At 56.3% G+C, this 17,287-nt stretch carries 16 protein-coding genes; 5 read left to right on the top strand and 11 right to left on the bottom strand.

All coding sequences use genetic code 11. The features are described from left to right. Positions 1 to 57: 57 nt before the first annotated feature. Positions 58 to 1,011 carry a transcriptional regulator LrhA gene (gene lrhA, locus DDT56_RS10680; RefSeq protein ID WP_136166436.1) on the bottom strand — a complete coding sequence of 318 codons (954 nt, stop codon included), beginning with the start codon at positions 1,009 to 1,011 and terminating at the stop codon, positions 58 to 60. 502 nt (positions 1,012 to 1,513) lie between these two features. Between lrhA and DDT56_RS10675 the strand changes: the two genes are divergently transcribed. Next, on the top strand, positions 1,514 to 2,728 hold the full coding sequence (locus tag DDT56_RS10675; RefSeq protein WP_136166435.1) for a pyridoxal phosphate-dependent aminotransferase: 1,215 nt from the start codon (positions 1,514 to 1,516) through the stop codon (positions 2,726 to 2,728). A gap of 126 nt (positions 2,729 to 2,854) precedes the next feature. Beyond that, positions 2,855 to 3,454, top strand: coding sequence for a 5'-deoxynucleotidase (gene yfbR, locus DDT56_RS10670; protein WP_136166434.1), 600 nt, complete (start codon positions 2,855 to 2,857; stop codon positions 3,452 to 3,454). Between the two features lie 32 nt (positions 3,455 to 3,486). Here the strand turns inward: yfbR and DDT56_RS10665 are convergent, their stop codons facing one another. The 4 genes from DDT56_RS10665 to yfbV all read right to left on the bottom strand — a co-directional run bounded on the left by DDT56_RS10665 (position 3,487) and on the right by yfbV (position 7,343). Then, a complete protein-coding gene (locus DDT56_RS10665) occupies positions 3,487 to 5,358 on the bottom strand; it encodes an SLC13 family permease (RefSeq protein WP_210417007.1) in 1,872 nt (623 codons plus the stop codon). Between the two features lie 192 nt (positions 5,359 to 5,550). Then, positions 5,551 to 6,207: a sugar phosphatase gene (locus tag DDT56_RS10660; RefSeq protein WP_136166432.1), complete on the bottom strand. Its 657-nt coding sequence runs from the start codon at positions 6,205 to 6,207 to the stop codon at positions 5,551 to 5,553. 21 nt (positions 6,208 to 6,228) lie between these two features. Further along, positions 6,229 to 6,723 carry a YfbU family protein gene (locus DDT56_RS10655; RefSeq protein ID WP_009112074.1) on the bottom strand — a complete coding sequence of 165 codons (495 nt, stop codon included), beginning with the start codon at positions 6,721 to 6,723 and terminating at the stop codon, positions 6,229 to 6,231. A gap of 164 nt (positions 6,724 to 6,887) precedes the next feature. Continuing rightward, positions 6,888 to 7,343 carry a terminus macrodomain insulation protein YfbV gene (gene yfbV, locus DDT56_RS10650; protein WP_136166431.1) on the bottom strand — a complete coding sequence of 152 codons (456 nt, stop codon included), beginning with the start codon at positions 7,341 to 7,343 and terminating at the stop codon, positions 6,888 to 6,890. Positions 7,344 to 7,771: 428 nt separating this feature from the next. Between yfbV and ackA the strand changes: the two genes are divergently transcribed. Together ackA and pta are read left to right on the top strand one after the other, a co-directional pair. Further along, complete coding sequence (gene ackA, locus DDT56_RS10645; RefSeq protein ID WP_136166430.1) at positions 7,772 to 8,974, top strand: acetate kinase; 1,203 nt, start codon at positions 7,772 to 7,774, stop codon at positions 8,972 to 8,974. 76 nt (positions 8,975 to 9,050) lie between these two features. Continuing rightward, entirely contained in the window at positions 9,051 to 11,189 is a 2,139-nt protein-coding gene (gene pta / locus DDT56_RS10640; protein ID WP_136166429.1) for a phosphate acetyltransferase, read from the top strand. A 109-nt stretch (positions 11,190 to 11,298) separates the two neighbouring features. Here the strand turns inward: pta and DDT56_RS10635 are convergent, their stop codons facing one another. The 5 genes from DDT56_RS10635 to DDT56_RS10615 all read right to left on the bottom strand — a co-directional run bounded on the left by DDT56_RS10635 (position 11,299) and on the right by DDT56_RS10615 (position 15,343). After that, positions 11,299 to 12,255 carry a transketolase family protein gene (locus DDT56_RS10635; protein ID WP_136166428.1) on the bottom strand — a complete coding sequence of 319 codons (957 nt, stop codon included), beginning with the start codon at positions 12,253 to 12,255 and terminating at the stop codon, positions 11,299 to 11,301. Continuing rightward, entirely contained in the window at positions 12,248 to 13,081 is an 834-nt protein-coding gene (locus DDT56_RS10630; RefSeq protein WP_136166427.1) for a transketolase, read from the bottom strand. The genes DDT56_RS10635 and DDT56_RS10630 overlap by 8 nt, the downstream gene beginning before the upstream one ends. A 10-nt stretch (positions 13,082 to 13,091) precedes the next feature. Further along, positions 13,092 to 14,483 carry a PTS ascorbate transporter subunit IIC gene (locus tag DDT56_RS10625; protein ID WP_136166426.1) on the bottom strand — a complete coding sequence of 464 codons (1,392 nt, stop codon included), beginning with the start codon at positions 14,481 to 14,483 and terminating at the stop codon, positions 13,092 to 13,094. Between the two features lie 24 nt (positions 14,484 to 14,507). After that, complete coding sequence (locus DDT56_RS10620; protein ID WP_136166425.1) at positions 14,508 to 14,780, bottom strand: PTS sugar transporter subunit IIB; 273 nt, start codon at positions 14,778 to 14,780, stop codon at positions 14,508 to 14,510. Between the two features lie 119 nt (positions 14,781 to 14,899). Further along, positions 14,900 to 15,343, bottom strand: a complete 444-nt coding sequence (locus tag DDT56_RS10615; RefSeq protein WP_136166424.1) for a PTS sugar transporter subunit IIA — start codon at positions 15,341 to 15,343, stop codon at positions 14,900 to 14,902. A 302-nt stretch (positions 15,344 to 15,645) separates the two neighbouring features. Between DDT56_RS10615 and DDT56_RS10610 the strand changes: the two genes are divergently transcribed. Further along, a complete protein-coding gene (locus DDT56_RS10610; protein WP_136166423.1) occupies positions 15,646 to 16,665 on the top strand; it encodes a LacI family DNA-binding transcriptional regulator in 1,020 nt (339 codons plus the stop codon). A gap of 59 nt (positions 16,666 to 16,724) precedes the next feature. Here DDT56_RS10610 and yfcD read toward each other — a convergent pair whose 3' ends face one another. Next, the gene (gene yfcD, locus DDT56_RS10605) at positions 16,725 to 17,285 is read right to left on the bottom strand and encodes an NUDIX hydrolase YfcD (protein ID WP_136166422.1); all 561 of its coding nucleotides are present in this window, start codon (positions 17,283 to 17,285) and stop codon (positions 16,725 to 16,727) included. Positions 17,286 to 17,287 lie beyond the last annotated feature (2 nt).

Here is a 17,287-nt window from a genome sequence, read left to right as displayed (position 1 = left end):
AGTCGCCACCGTTCAGGCCGCATCCTTTGACCCGAACGATGTCGACTTGTCATGCCACTATATTACATCCTTCAGCGGAGGCGCCGCAGGCGGGATGTTGATGTTATTACCGTGAGAAGCCCCACCCGCCGCTGGCGCATAGGATTGATTACCCGCCCCAACCACATCAAAAATCGCCGTTGCCAGATCGCTTTCATGCTGCGGATTTTTGCACAGAAAATAACGGGTTTCCGGTAGCCTCGGCAATCCGTCCTCCTCGCCCAGCACCCTTAGCTCAGAGCTCATCATCTCCACTGAGCGGATGGTTACCCCCAGACCGGCTTTAACGGCGGCACGGACGGCCGACAGCGTGGATGCCACGTAAGAAATCCGCCAGGGAATGCCTGCCGCGGTCAGGTGCTCCAATGCCAGGGTGCGAAAAGGACTAGGGTCATCCATTACCACCAGCGGAACGGGCTCTTCCGGTCTGAACACATAATCGGCGGCGCAATACCACAGCGTTGGCGACGTTCGTAATAAGATATGGGGAAATGCCATACTACTCATGGTGGTAATCACCAGATCAATTTTTCCCTGATGTAGCATTTCCAACATTTCCGCGCTGCGTTTCACGCTGATGGCTATGGATAATTTAGGAAAAACAGAGGTTACCCGGTGTAAAATATAAGGAAGGATGGTGTCGGCGGTATCATCGGAGGCGCCGATAGTGAGCGTGCCCTGAATATCGCTATACATTAATGAAGTACATGCTTCATCGTTGAATTGTAATATTTTTCTGGCGTATCCAAGAAACTGGATACCATGTTCGGTTAACAGCTTATTGCGCCCATGGCGGGCAAACAGCTCCTTTCCGATGAGTTGCTCTAAACGTTGCATTTGTTGGCTGACCGCCGATTGTGTCCGGCGTACGGCAACGGCAGCGGCTGCAAAAGTGTTCAAATCTGCAACAGCGACAAACGTTCTCAATAGATCAAGATCAAGATTAAGTACTGGTCGATTTGCATTGGTCATACGATTCATCACTTATCTATTTTAATTTTTAACGAAAATATTCCTGGTGTTTTTACATGTATTGGCAACAACCCATACAGTTTAAAGACATTATCGCAGACGCACCATAAGGGCAAAAAAATACTTATATTTCGTTACCGCAATCGCCTTTTCAATTGATGAGTCATCATTATTTCAAGGGATTTACCTCCTTAATTGTTAAACGATTAATCCGATAAAAATTACCTTTTCTTTTTTCAACCTGCAAAATAAATAAACTCCATTATTTTAAATAACCGCAGGCCTATTTTCATAGCAAAAAAACTTACCGACCGAAAATCGGTGCTTCCATCTACCCTATCGCACCATCAGACTAGTACACAACCCTCATAGTGCATCAGGGTAATAATTTGCAGAGAAAGCGCTAATCATTCTTCAAAAGGTACTATGGGAGGAGTACATTAAGCAGGTTATGCTATTCCACCCAGGAATATGCTTTTCCCGCAAAAGGTTTGTGATATTTATGTCTCCGATTGAAAAATCAAAGAAACTGGAGAACGTCTGTTATGACATCCGTGGTCCAGTACTGAAGGAAGCCAAGCGCCTGGAAGAAGAAGGCAATAAAGTCCTTAAGCTGAACATTGGCAATCCGGCCCCTTTCGGCTTTGAAGCCCCTGATGAAATTCTGGTCGACGTTATCCGTAATTTGCCGACGGCGCAGGGCTACTGCGATTCCAAGGGGCTGTATTCGGCGCGTAAAGCCATCGTACAGCACTATCAGGCCAGGGATATGCGCGATATGACCGTCGAAGACGTTTATATCGGCAACGGCGTCTCCGAACTGATTGTGCAGTCGATGCAGGCCTTACTCAACAGCGGCGATGAAATGCTGGTTCCGGCGCCGGACTACCCGCTGTGGACGGCGGCCGTGTCGCTGTCCAATGGCAACGCGGTACATTATTTATGTGACGAAGAATCCGACTGGTTCCCCGACCTGGACGATATCCGCGGCAAGATCACGCCGCGCACCCGGGGAATTGTGATTATAAACCCGAACAACCCGACGGGCGCGGTATACAGCAAAGAACTGCTGCTGGAAATCGTGGCGATCGCCCGCGAACACGGTCTGATCATTTTCGCCGACGAAATTTACGACAAAATCCTCTACGACGATGCCCAGCACCACTCGATTGCCGCACTGGCGCCAGATCTGCTGACCGTAACCTTTAACGGGTTATCCAAGACCTATCGCGTCGCCGGTTTCCGCCAGGGCTGGATGGTGCTGAACGGGCCGAAAAAGCATGCCAAAGGCTATATCGAAGGGCTGGAAATGCTGGCGTCGATGCGTTTGTGCGCCAATGTTCCCATGCAGCACGCCATTCAGACCGCCATTGGCGGTTATCAAAGCATCAGTGAGTTTATTCAGCCCGGCGGTCGGTTATACGAACAGCGTAACCGAGCCTGGGAGCTGATTAACCAGATCCCAGGCGTATCCTGCGTGAAGCCGCGCGGCGCGCTCTATATGTTCCCGCGTATCGACGCCAAACGCTTTAATATTCATGACGACCAGAAACTGGTGCTGGATCTTCTTTTGCAGGAAAAAGTATTGCTGGTTCAGGGAACCGCGTTCAACTGGCCTTACCCGGACCACGTGCGCATCGTGACGCTGCCCCGTATCGACGAACTGGATATGGCCGTGCATAAACTGGGCCGCTTCCTGGAGAACTATCGCCAGTAACGCCGCTGCCGTTTCCCGGCGCCGGGCGTGCCGTTTGAGCGCCCGCGCCGCAGCGGCGTGATGTTTGCATTATCCCCGCCAGGTGCCACAATAGATTTCCATCGTGCTGCCGTCTGAGAGATTGTCATGATTCAGAGTCACTTTTTTGCCCATTTATCCCGTCTGAAACTCATTAGCCGTTGGCCGCTGATGCGCAACGTGCGTACAGAAAACGTATCCGAGCACAGTCTTCAGGTCTCCTTTGTCGCCCACGCGCTGGCGGTGATAAAAAACCGCAAGTTCAATGGCAACATTAATGCGGAGCGTATCGCCCTGCTGGCGATGTACCACGACGCCAGCGAAGTGCTGACCGGAGATATGCCGACCCCCATCAAGTATTACAACGCGCAGATCGCCCACGAATATAAGAAAATTGAAAAGATAGCCCGGCAGAAACTGATCGATATGCTGCCGGAGGAACTACAGCCGGACTACCACTCTTTGCTGGATGAGCAACGGATGAGCGAAGATGAGCGGGCAATCGTCAAGCAGGCCGATGCGCTGTGCGCTTATCTGAAATGTCTGGAAGAGTTGTCGGCGGGCAACACGGAATTTACCCTGGCCAAGGCCCGGTTGGAAAAAACACTACAGCAGCGCCAAAGCCCGGAGATGGATTATTTCATGACCGTATTCATCCCCAGCTTCAGTTTATCGCTGGATGAGATCAGCCAGGACTCGCCGCTGTAATTCCTCCCTATGCCGCGGGCGCCCCGCTCGCATCAGAAAGGATAAATCCATGGAACCATCATCACGCTGACGATCATCACCAGTACGGTGAATGGCACGCCGATACGCACAAAGTCGCCGAACTTATATCCTCCCGGTCCCAGCACCAGCGTATTCACCGGTGATGATATCGGCGTCATAAAAGCGGCGGAAGCCGCAATCGCAACGATCATGGCAAAGGGATAAGGCGACACCCCCATCTGTTTCGCCGCGGCGATGGCAATGGGCGCCATCAGCACCGCGGTCGCGGTATTGGAGATAAACAGGCCGATAACGGCGCACAGAATAAACAGACACACCAACATGATATGAGGCCCGGATCCCCCGGCGACATCCATCAGCCCGTTGACGATCAGCGTTACGCCGCCGGTTTGCTGCAACGCCAGCGCGAACGGCATCATCCCCACAATCAGGATAATACTCGGCCAGTGAATGGAGCGGTAGGCCGCTTCCATATCGATGCAGCGGAATTTACCCATTAATAAGCAGGCGATCAGCGCCGCAATGGCATTGGGAATTTCATCCGTCAGCATCATCGCCACCATCAGCGCCAGACAGAACAGCGCATGGGGGGCCTGACTGACCGCCGGGGCCACGTCATCCACCTCCGCGGGCAGATTAAGCAGCAGAAAGTCGTTTTTCTGCGTATGCAGTTGCCGAATCATGCGCCAGTCGCCGATAACCAGCAAAATATCGCCCAACTGCAGCGGTTCGTCAGCCAGAATCCCTTCCATTGCTTCGCCGTTGCGCCGGATCCCTACTACGGTAAGGCCATAACGGCTGCGAAAGCCGACATCGTAAAGGGTTTTCCCCAACAGTTCGGAATCAGGAATCAAGGAGACCTCGGCCATTCCCACATCGCGCGCCTGCTCGGAGAAATACTCGCCGCGCAGCACCATCGGCTCCAGACGCTGCGAGGTGCAGAATTCGCGTAAATCGACTTCCGAGGCGGACATATCGATCAGCAGGACGTCATTAAGCCGCAGCTCCGTATTTCCCGCCACGCTGACCATCACCCGACGAAATTTGCGCCAGCGTTCAATGCCGACGATATTCGCCCCATAGCGCTGACGCAGGCGGAGATCGTCCAGCCGGTGACCGATAAAAGGAGAGCCGGGGCGGATGGCCAAACGACGCGCCCGGCCCGTGAGTTTGTAATCGCGGATAAGATCGCGGAAAGTCCTTCTTTTCCAGCCCTCTTTGGTCGCGGCGGTTTGGGCGTCGCTGAGCCAGTAGCGGGCCACCATCATATACGCCACGCCGATCAGCAGCACCACGACGCCAATCGGCGTCATAGTGAAGAAACTGAACCCGTCGATGCCTTCCCGTATCAGTTCGCTGCTGACGACCATATTGGGCGGCGTGGCCACCAGCGTCATCATCCCGCTGATCAGCCCGGCGAAACTGAGCGGCATCATCAGCCGCGCCGGCGAGGTTTTCATACGGGCGGACACGCTGAGCACCACCGGAATAAAGATGGCCACCACGCCGGTTGAACTCATAAACGCCCCCAGCAGCGCGACGGAGACCATCAGCAGCACCAGCATTTTTATTTCGCTGTGGCCGGCAACCCGCACCAGCCAGTCGCCGACCTGATAAGCCACGCCGGTACGCACCAGACCTTCACCAATAATAAACAGGGCGGCGATCAGAATAACGTTGGGATCGCTAAAGCCCACCAGCGCCTCCGGCAACGTCAATGTCCCGCTAAGCACAAAAGCGATAATGACCAGTAGTGCGACCACGTCCATACGTAATTTATTGGTGGTAAACAACACAATGGCGATCAGCAACAGGGATAAGACCCAGAGAAGTTCGCTATTCAAAACGGTTCCCCTGACGGAAAAAGACTCATGGATAGGCATTCTGCTGCGGACCATAGGATGGGAAGGTGGCAGACAGGGATTGTCCGCCATAAAAAATGCAGGAGCATTTTTTAACGCCGCCCTGCTGCGGCCCAAGGGTGTGGCAGACGGAGATATTTTGCCATAAAAAAACCCCGCGGATACGAGGTTTGATCATATTTAGTAAGTTTTTTATCAATAAGTTAGACGATACTACCGATTGAGGATAATCCGGGCGCCGTCAGACGACGGCTCGATGCGCAATTGCGCCAGCGAATCCAGAATCAGGTCGACCCGATCGAGTTGCGGCGTATCGGACGGCGCCTTTACCGCAATGACCTGACAACCTGCCGCCAGCCCGGATAAAACCCCGGCGGGGGCGTCTTCGACGACGACGCAATCCTGCGGTTTCAATCCCAGCTGTCGCGCGCCCAACAAGTAGGCGTCAGGATGGGGTTTGCCCTGCGCCACCTGCTCCGCGGTAATAAAGGCGCGCGGCGCGGGCAACCCGCCGGCCTGATGACGGGCGCTGGCGATAGGCACGGTGCCGGAAGTAACGATCGCCCAGGGAATACCCAGCGCATCCAGCCGTTCCAGCAGCGCCTTCGCGCCCGGCATGGCGACAACGCCGTGCGTATCCGCCGCCTCTATTTTTTCCAGCGCGGCAAACTCCAGCTGGATCGATTCTTCTGTCTGCCCCTTGAGAAAGTGGCGCAGAGAGGTAATCGCCTGTTTGCCATGAATGAAATCGAGAACGTCCTGCGGTTCGATACCGTGCGCTTGCGCCCAGTTAGCCCAGGCCCGCTCAACGGCCGGCAATGAATCAACCAGCGTACCATCCAAATCAAACAGAAAACCTTTACACTCCACGACGGGCTCCTTGGCAATTAATCAGGCGTTGATAATTTGGGCGATTTCGACCGCGCTCAAGTGGTACTGACGCGGACAAGACTGCCAGATAGCCAGCATTCTGCCATATTTGTCCCACATTTTTGTCTGGGCGTTAAAACCATGCGTTCCTGAATCGAAATGCGGATAGCGACCTTCCACATGCACCATAAAACGGACAAAGCCGAGATAGCGCGCTTCCGTCGCGGCGTCAAAGCCCAGGAATGCCAGGCGGCGTTCGTCCAGATCCTGCTTATCTTTCAGATTCCCCCAGGAGACCTGCAGGGCGTGATGCATTTCCATGATGTTGATAATAGTGCGGCAGACCTCTTCGCTCAGATCGCCGAAATCGCGATCCAACTCGCGCATTTGCAAACCGTAGCCGCGCTCGATGATGGTTTGCAGCCGGCGATAGCGCTCCGCATTGTCCGGATCGAGCATGGTCATCATTTTATATTGATTTGAAAGGATCAATCTCTGGGCATTCGTCATTTCCATCGTGCTCTCCTGAACCTCATTTCCGGCATGGCGCCGCTCGCTATTATCTTGACAGCAGAATCGCATACTGAATCGTGTCGTGGTAGCCGTAGCACCCGGTTTTTTGATTTAAAACGGCAGGAAGGGCAAAAATAGCCTTCCGCCCGCCGTCTGTCTGACGGAGATCACAGATCGTCGAGAAATGTTTTGTCGAGCTGTTTAAACGCGCGTTTCAGCACATCGGCCAGCGCTTGATAAGTCGGCGTTTCCTCCAGCGGGGCCAGCACCAGGCCAGACTCAAGCAGCTTATGACGGATATCATGAAACCACTGCAATAACGTAGGGGGTAAAGGAGTAACCGAACGGCGCCCCAGCCACCATAGCCCCTGCATCGGCAGGCTACAGGCAAAGAGCGCGGTGGCGATGGCCGGACCCAACTGCCCGCCAAGCGCAATCTGCCAGGTCAGGGTAAATACCGCCAGCGGCGGCATAAGCCGGATCGCGAACTGCGTGGCGCGGGCCACCCGATTTTCGGGGAACACCGGCGCCAGGCGTTTATCCGCGGGCCAGGTTTTCATATAACGCTGCCCGCGCTGGAGTAACTGTAGCCAACTGATTCGACCGCTAGGTTTCGTTGCCATGGTCACTCCTCAACTTTACAGATAAAGAATAAAACTTTCTCACAAATCAACAACTCATTTTGACAAGGTTAAAATATATTTTGTGTTTGCCGGACGCTATCGGTATTCTAGTCCGGCCTTTTAGCCGCCATATACTCACGCTGTATGACTATACGCACGGGATATAATCCCCATGGCGCAACGAGTGCTGTCGACAGCCATCGGCGATGACCCATCGCCTTATAAAACTGCGGGCTTCATAAGGCCAGTGTCATGTCATTATACTGTGCATTCGGTATAACAATACTTGATAACATCGGCACTTTTTCATCGTCATACCGGGTGTTTCACACCAGGGTATGATGTTAATCATAAATGCTAACGGCGATATGCGATACGCTAACCGCGTTTGGCATTTTTTTAACCATATATAACAAGTAGGTACTTCCATGTCGAGTAAGTTAGTACTGGTTCTTAACTGTGGTAGTTCATCCCTGAAGTTCGCCATCATCGATGCTGTTAACGGGGAAGAATACCTGTCCGGTCTGGCCGAGTGTTTCCACCTTCCTGAAGCCCGTATCAAATGGAAGATCGAGGGTGGTAAACAGGAAGCCGAACTGGGTGCTGGCGCAGCTCACAGCGAGGCGCTGAACTTTATCGTTAATACCATTCTAGCCCAGAAACCAGAGCTGTCTGCTCAACTGGTTGCTATCGGTCATCGTATCGTGCACGGCGGTGAGAAATTCACCCGGTCGGCCGTCATCAATGACGATGTCGTGCAGGGTATCAAGGATTCCATACCTTTCGCACCTCTGCACAACCCGGCTCACCTGATCGGTATCGCCGAAGCGCTGAAATCCTTCCCGAAACTGTCTGATAAAAACGTAGCCGTATTTGATACCGCGTTCCATCAGACCATGCCGGAAGAGTCCTATCTTTATGCCCTGCCGTACAAACTGTATACGGATCACCATATCCGCCGCTACGGCGCGCACGGCACCAGCCATTTCTTCGTCACGCAGCAGGCGGCCGAAGCGCTGAACAAACCGGTCGACGAACTGAACGTGATTACCTGCCATCTGGGTAACGGCGGTTCCGTCGCGGCGGTGCGTAACGGTAAATGCGTCGATACTTCCATGGGGCTGACCCCGCTGGAAGGGCTGGTGATGGGCACCCGCAGCGGCGATATCGATCCGGCGATCGTCTTCCACCTGCATGATTCGCTGGGCATGAGCGTAGAGCAAATCAACAAGTTGCTGACCAAAGAGTCCGGCCTGTTGGGTCTGACCGAAGTCACCAGCGACTGCCGCTACGTTGAAGATAACTATACCTCCAAAGAAGATGCCAAACGCGCCATGGACGTATACTGCCACCGCCTGGCTAAATACATCGGTTCGTACACCGCGCTGATGGAAGGCCGCCTGGACGCGGTGATTTTCACCGGCGGCATCGGTGAAAACGCCGCGATGGTGCGCGAACTGACGCTGAACAAGCTTGGCCTGCTGGGCTTTGCCGTCGATCACGAGCGTAATCTGGCCGCGCGCTTCGGCAAAGGCGGAAACATCGCCAAAGACGGCAGCCGCCCGGCGCTGGTTATTCCAACCAATGAAGAATTGGTGATCGCCCAGGACGCCCTCCGTCTGACAGCGTAAAATAAAATCCCAACTCCGTCAGCCTAGGCTGACGGAGTTGTTTTTGACTAACGAGCAACCGTAAAGAGGTTCAGCCGTGTCCCGTACAATCATGTTGATCCCTACAGGCACCAGCGTCGGCTTGACTAGCGTCAGCCTTGGTGTCATTCGCGCCATGGAGCAAAAAGGCGTACACCTGAGCGTGTTCAAGCCTATCGCTCAGCCCCGTTCCGGCGATAACAAACCGGACCAGACCACCACCATCATCCGCGCCAACTCATCCATCAATGCCGCCGAACCGCTGCAAATGAGCCACGTGGAAGCCTTGTTGAGCTCCAATCAGCAAGACGTGCTGATGGAAGAAATCATAGCCCGCTACCATGAAAACACCAAAGATGCGGAAGTGGTTCTGGTGGAAGGGCTGGTCCCGACCCGCAAACATCAGTTCGCCAATGCGCTGAACTATGAAATCGCCAAGACCCTGAATGCGGAAATCGTCTTTGTGATCGCGTTGGGCAACGACTCGCCGGCGCAGCTGAAAGAGCGTATCGAACTGGCCCGCTCCAGCTTCGGCGGCAGCAAGAACAAAAACATCACCGGCGTGATCATCAACAAGCTGAACGCGCCGGTGGATGAGCAAGGCCGTACCCGCCCCGACCTGTCTGAAATCTTCGATGATTCCACCAAAGCCAACGTGGCGAATGTCGATCCCCGGCAGCTGTTCGCCAACAGCCCGTTACCGGTGCTGGGCAGCGTTCCGTGGAACTTCGATCTGATCGCCACGCGCGCCATCGATATGGTGAAACACCTGAATGCCCGCATCATCAACGAAGGCGACATCAAAACGCGGCGCATCAAATCCGTCACTTTCTGCGCGCGCAGCATTCCGCACATGCTGGAGCATTTTCGCCCCGGTTCGCTGCTGGTCACCTCCGCCGACCGCCCGGACGTGCTGGTTGCCGCCTGTCTGGCGGCCATGAACGGTATTGAAATCGGCGCCCTGCTGCTCACCGGCGGCTATGAGATGGACCCCAGCATCAGCAAGCTGTGCGAACGCGCGTTCCAGACCGGCCTGCCCGTCTTTATGGTCAAGACCAATACCTGGCAGACTTCTCTCAGCCTGCAAAGCTTCAGCCTTGAAGTGCCGGCGGACGACCACCAGCGCGTGGAAAAAGTGCAGGAATACGTGGCACGCCATATCGACCCCCTGTGGATTGAGTCGCTGAGCGCCGAATCCGAGCGTTCGCGCCGCCTCTCCCCGCCGGCGTTCCGCTATCAGTTGACCGAACTGGCGCGCAAGGCAGGCAAACGCATCGTTCTGCCGGAAGGCGATGAGCCGCGCACCGTTAAAGCGGCGTCTATCTGCGCTGAACGCGGCATCGCCCACTGCGTGCTGCTGGGCGACCCGGAAGAGATCCAACGCGTCGCCGCCGCTCAGGGCGTCGAACTGGGCAAAGGCATTGAGATCGTCGATCCGGTAGCCGTGCGTGAGCGTTACGTTCCGCGTCTGGTTGAACTGCGCAAGAACAAAGGCATGACCGAAGTGGTTGCCCGCGAACAGCTGGAAGACAACGTGGTGCTGGGCACGCTGATGCTGGAACAGGGCGAAGTCGACGGCCTGGTTTCCGGCGCGGTGCACACCACCGCCAATACCATCCGCCCGCCGCTGCAGTTGATTAAAACCGCGCCGGGCAGTTCGCTGGTCTCTTCCGTCTTCTTTATGCTGCTGCCGGAGCAGGTTCTGGTTTACGGCGACTGCGCCATCAACCCGGATCCGACCGCGGAGCAACTGGCCGAAATCGCCATTCAGTCCGCGGACTCCGCCGCCGCTTTCGGCATCGACCCGCGCGTGGCGATGATCTCCTACTCCACCGGCAACTCCGGCGCCGGCAGCGATGTGGAAAAAGTGCGTGAAGCCACTCGTCTGGCGCAGGAAAAACGCCCCGATCTGATCATCGACGGACCGCTGCAGTATGACGCGGCCATTATGGCCGACGTGGCGCTCTCCAAAGCGCCGAACTCGCCGGTGGCGGGTAAAGCGACGGTATTCATCTTCCCGGATCTGAACACCGGCAACACCACCTACAAAGCGGTGCAGCGTTCGGCGGATCTGATCTCCATCGGGCCGATGCTGCAAGGTATGCGCAAGCCGGTTAACGACCTGTCGCGCGGCGCCCTGGTGGACGATATCGTTTACACCGTCGCCCTAACGGCGATTCAGGCGACCCAGATTTAATTCAGGCGCCTTAGACGCTAAACGCCAACCCGCGGGTTGGCGTTGCTGACAAAACCTCTGACGCCGGTCTCTCTGACCGGCGTTTTTTTGCCTGAACGTCTGCGAACAATTAGTCGAGCAGTTGCGTCGCCGCCGCCAGAATATGCTCCGCCGTCAGACCGTACTCCTGCTGCAGAAAATCCTGCGTGCCGACCTGGCCGTAGCGTTCCTTTACGCCGACCCGCCGCATCGGCACCGGGCAGTTCTCCACCAACACTTCCGCCACCGCCGAACCCAGCCCGTTGTGAATGCTGTGATTTTCGCAGGTCACGATCCGTCCCGTTTTCTGTGCGTAGCTGCGAATAATGTCGCGATCGATAGGCTTAAGCGTAAACATGTCGATCACCGCCGCGCTGATATTGCGCTGCGCCAGCATCTCCGCGGCCTTGAGCGCCTCGGCCACCATAATGCCGTTGGCGATCAGCGTCACGTCGCCGCCGTCGCGCAGCAGATTCGCCTTGCCGATAGTAAAGCGCGAGCCTTCCTCATAGATTTTGGTCGCCTGCTTACGGATGGTCCTTACCCAGTAGAATCCCCGCAGATCCATAAGCTGCAGCAGGATATCGCGAAACATTACGGCGTCGGTCACTTCCAGCACGATGGAATGGGCCAGGCCCCGCACGACGCCCATATCCTCGAACGACATATGCGTGCCGCCGTTATGGCAGGCGCTGACGCCGGCGTCTGAGGCGATGACCTTCACATTGTTGCGCTGGTAATCCACCGACATGAACAGCTGATCGAAACAGCGGCGGCTGGCAAACGCCGTAAAGGTGTGCACGAAGGGGGTACGGCCGGTGAGAGACAGCCCCGCCGCAACGCCGATGACATTGGCCTCCATAATGCCGCAGTTGATGACGTGGCGCGGATAGTCCTTATGCACGCCGTCCATCGCCATCGAACTCATCAGGTCGGCCTCCAGCGCAATGATCGGCGTCTCCCGTTCAATCTGTTCGCGTACCGTATTGGCATACACCTTGCGCATTTCTATCCTGTCTTTTTCCAGCGCGAGCGTAACGTTAATCATGTGCGGCCTCCAGTTCTGCTATCGCCTGTTCGATTTCCTGTTTGACGTCTTCGGTCAGGCGAAGGTGGTGCGAGTTCGCCAGCGACATCAGATAAGGCACCCCCTGCCCCTTCACGCTATCGAGAATCACCACCAGCGGCGATTGGTCGGCCTGACGCTGCGGCGCGCAGGCCTGGCGGATGGCGTCGATGTCGTCGCCCTTGACCGTCGCGACATCGAAGCCGAACGCGCGGAACTTGCCCGCCAGATCGAATGGGCGGATCACTTCATCCAGCGTGCCGTCCAGCTGCTGTTTGTTGTAATCGATAAACAGCGTCAGATTCTGCAGCGAGTGGTGGGCGATAAACTGGAAGGCTTCCCAGCATTGTCCCTCGTTCAGTTCGCCGTCGCCCAGAATGCAGAACACCCGGTTATCGCGCCCGGCCAGCTTGTGGGAGAGCGCCATGCCGGCGGCGATGGACACCCCCTGGCCCAGCGAGCCGGTGGTGGCGTCCACGCCGATGGTGCGTCGGCGGTCGGGGTGGCTCGGCAGCCGCGTGCCGTTGTGATTGAGCGTCGCGAGCTGCTCGACGGGAAAGTAGCCTGACAGCGCCAGCGTGCTGTAGAGCGCCGGGCCGGCATGGCCCTTGGAGAGCACGAAATAGTCGCGCTGCGGCCAGTCGGGCTTGCCGGGGTCAATGCGCATCACCTCGCCGTACAGCACGGCCAGCGTTTCGACCACCGACATCGAACCGCCGTAGTGTCCGAACCCGAGTCCGGTCAGCATTTTCAGCGTCTCGATACGGATCCGGCGAGCAAAATCGCGCGTCGTCGTTGCATCTTTCATAGCAAAGTCCTCAGTGATTCTTCCTGCCGTCAGGCGAAGAAGGTTCATCCACACGGCGTTTTTTACCGAGATAGTTATGCGCCACCAGCAGTGCGAAGATGGCGACGATCAACAGCGTGATCATTTCCTTATTCATAAAGCGGGCAAGGTTGCCGAGCACGATCCCCACCACGCCGAAATCAGCGTCGGAGAACGTCGTATTGGCCAGTCCGATCGCGCCCAGCACCGGTAGCAGCAGTACCGGCAGGAAAGTGATCAGCAGGCCGTTGGCGAACGCGCCCAGCATGGCGCCGCGGCGGCCGCCGGTGGCGTTGCCGAACACCCCCGCCGTCGCGCCGGTGAAAAAGTGCGGCACCACGCCCGGCAGAATCAGCACCAGCTTCATCTGCCCCAGCAGGAAAAGGCCGACCAGCCCCCCCAGGAAGCTGAACAGGAAGCCGATCAGCACCGCGTTGGGCGCATAGGGATACACCACCGGGCAATCGAGGGCGGGACGGGCGTTCGGCACCAACTTTTCCGAAAAGCCGGTAAACGCCGGCACGATTTCAGCCAGAATCAACCGCACGCCCTGCAGAATGATGAACACCCCCGCCGCGAAGGTGATCGCCTGAATAATGGCGTACACCAGATAGTTCTGGCCTTCGCTGTACTGCTGTTCGACGAAGCTTTGTCCGGCGCATAACGCCAGGATGAGATAAATGACCGTCATGGTCATGGAGATGGAGATGGAACTGTCGCGCAGGAAGCTGAGGTTTTTCGGCAGGCTCATTTCCTCGGTGGAGCGGGAATTTTTCCCGACCCGGCCGCCGATCCAGCCGGCCAGCACGTAGCCGATGATGCCGAAATGGCCGAAGCCGATATCGTCGTTGCCGGTAATGCGTCGCATATAGGGCTGGGCGATGGCCGGGAAAAACGCCATGATCATCCCCAGCGTCAGCGCGCCGGTGAAGACCAGTTCGATCCCCTCGAACCCCGCCACGCTCAGTATGACGGCGATCATACAGGCCATATAAAAAGTGTGGTGACCGGTCAGAAAGATATATTTCAAGCGGGTAAAGCGGGCGACGATAATATTGGCCACCATCCCGAAAGCCATAATAAAGGCCGTCGCGGCGCCATATTTTTCCAGCGCGATAGAGACTACGGCTTCATTATTCGGAATAATGCCCTGAATATTAAACGCATATTCGAACATGCCGCCAAGCGGATTCAGCGCGCTCACTAATACCGACGCGCCGCCCGCCAGAACCAAAAATCCCAGAATGGTTTTTACCGTGCCCTTGACGATATCGCTAAACGACTTTTTTTGCGCCAGCAAACCGATAAGGGCGATAATACCGACCAGAATCGACGGCACCTTGAGTATATCAACGATAAATTTGAGCGTTTCCTGGATAAACATATCCACCTCGCCATTATGTCAGGGTTAGTCCAGCTTGAAGTAAGCACGGAGTTTTGATTCCAACTCATTGATATCGACAATATTTTTAATCACAATCAGCTGATCGGCGGGCACGCTGGCGCTGTCGGCGATATCCTGGGCCATGACAAACACGTCAGCGGCATTCGGTACGGCCGACGACAGATCCGAATGCTCTACCTCCGCCTCGATATTCAGTTTCTTTAATATCTTTTTGATATTCATTTCGACCATAAAGCTGCTGCCCAGGCCGGAACCACAGATAGCCATAATTTTCATCGCGCGCTTCCTCGTAAAATTTAAAGACGACGAGACCCTGGAGCGGAATAAACCATTCCGTTCTATGGAGATGTTGGTTTAATTAGCCCGGCGCTATCGTCGCCGGCAGAGAATATCGCTTAGTATTGATGGATAATGTCGAGCACCTCCTCTACCGTGCGCGCCGCAAATAGCGCCGTAATAGCCTCGTCGCAGGAAAATAATTCCGCCAGCTGCGCGATCAGTTCGATATGGCTGTTGCCGTCGGGCGCCGACAGCATCACGATCAGGCGCACCGGATCGTGATCGGCCGAATGAAAAATAACCCCTTCGCGCACCAGAAGCAGCGACAGGCCCAGCGCGAGCGCCCCTTCTTCCGGCCGGGCATGCGGCATGGCGATGCCCGGCGCCAGGACAAAATAGGGACCGATCGCGTCGTACTGCCGTAAAATGGCCGGCACGTAGCTATCCGAGATGGCGCCTTTGGCTATCAGAGGCGCCGCCGCCAGCGCCACGGCCTGGCGCCAGTCATCCGCCCTATCGCAAATCTGAATGCTGTCCTGCGTAAGCCAGTCGTTTAACACGGTGCCTCCTTCGCCCTGACGAGTTGCCAAGCGACGCCGCGGCGTCGCGCTGAACAAACTCTAATCAAGCCGCAGGCGTCTAACTGTGATTATCGTCTCAAAGATAGCGCTATCAAAAAATGCAAACGGGTTTTTGTGATAGCGCTATCAAAACGTGGGCGCCGCTCAAGCTAGTGATTAAAACGCCGCTATCGGTAACCCGAGGCTCGCGTTAAACTACCTTCCATAAGCCAGGGGTACGCAAGTGTCCGAATGTCATGTTCAGCGGCGCGCGAGGTGCGGCCGCGAGTGTAGGATGGTGAATGTCTATCATTAAAAAGAGACGCAGCCTGGGACGGGTGACGATATCGGACGTCGCCCAGCTTGCCGGCGTCGGTACCATGACCGTTTCACGGGCGCTGCGCACCCCGGAACAGGTTTCCGATAAACTGCGCAGCAAAATCGAGGCGGCGGTTGAAGAGCTGGGCTATCTGCCCAATCTGGCGGCCAGTTCGCTGGCTTCTGCCTCCTCCTATTCCATCGCCATGCTTGTCTCAAGCCTGTCGGAACCGGGCGCCGCGGAGATGTTCGCCGGGCTGCAAAAAGTGCTGCTGCCCGCCGGCTATCAGATCATGTTGGCGGAAACCCGTCACAGCATGGAGCGGGAAGAAAAACTGCTGGATATGCTGCTGTCGTACAATCTGGCGGCGGCGGTGCTGCTCAGCGTAGAGCACAGCGATCGCGCCCGTAAGGGGCTGTCGGCGGCGCATATCCCGGTCATGGAGATCGGCGCCATCAGCGATGACCCTATCGATATGAATATCGGCATCGACAATGCGCAGGCGATGGATCTGCTCACCCAGGCGGTGGTCGAGCGCGGCTATCAGAATATCGGTCTGCTGTGCGCCAATCAGGAGCAGTGGCTGTTCAAGCAGTATCTTCAGGGCTGGCATAAGGCCATGCTGCGCAACCATATGTCGCCGCACCGGGTAATCAACGCCTCCAGCCCGGCCAATTTCAGCACGGGCGCTCACCAGCTGCCGGAGTTTTTGCTGGCCTGGCCCGAACTGGATGCGCTTATCTGCCTGTCGGATGAAATGGCCTGCGGGGCGCTGTACGAATGCCAGCGCCGGCGCATTAAAGTGCCGGACGATCTGGCGGTGGTGGGATTCGGCAATAGCGACGTCAGCCAGGTTTGCCAGCCGCCGCTGACCACGATGACGGTGCCGTTCAGGGAGATAGGGGTACAGGCGGGTAAAGCGCTGCTGGCGCGGCTGAACAATGAAGAGAGTCAGGCGGCCGATGTCATCGCGTCCACCCTATGCAGGCGCAGCAGCTTTTAGCGGGAAATTGAGACGCGATAACCGCCCCGCCGTCGAAAAGAGGCGGAGCGGCGAAGCCGCTACTCGGCGGCGTCGATAGGCGCCGTCAGCGGTTTGCCGTAATGTTTATCGCTATAGCGCGTCAGCCACAGCGACAAGGCCTTGAGCGAATCGGGCGTAAACTCGTCGCAGCGGGCGGTGATCTCTTCAGGCGTCAGCCAGCTCACCTCGTCGATTTCCGTCTCCTGAAGCGCAAACGGCCCGTGCGTGACGCAGCTGAATAATCCCCCCCACACCCGGCAATTTTCCCCTTCGTAGTAAAACAAACCGTGTTCGGCAAAGGGCACCCCGGCAATACCGAGCTCTTCCTCCGCCTCGCGCCGGGCGGACTCCAGCATATTCTCTCCGCTCTGCACTACGCCGCCGGCCGTCGCGTCCAGCCATCCCGGATAGAAATCTTTGCTTTCGGTCCGGCGCTGAACCAGGATTTTCCCCATGCCATCATGCACGACAATATAAGTAGCCCGATGGCGCAGACACTGAGCACGCATCTGCTGACGACTGGATTGGGCGATAACCTGATTGTTTTCATCGACGATATCCACCCACTCTGTGCCTGCTGACTGACTTTGTTCCGCCATCC

The organism is Brenneria corticis, from assembly GCF_003115855.1.
GTDB lineage: Bacteria > Pseudomonadota > Gammaproteobacteria > Enterobacterales > Enterobacteriaceae > Brenneria > Brenneria corticis.
Note: the sequence above shows the minus strand (reverse complement) of the source record. Positions and strands in the feature narration are given on the sequence as shown.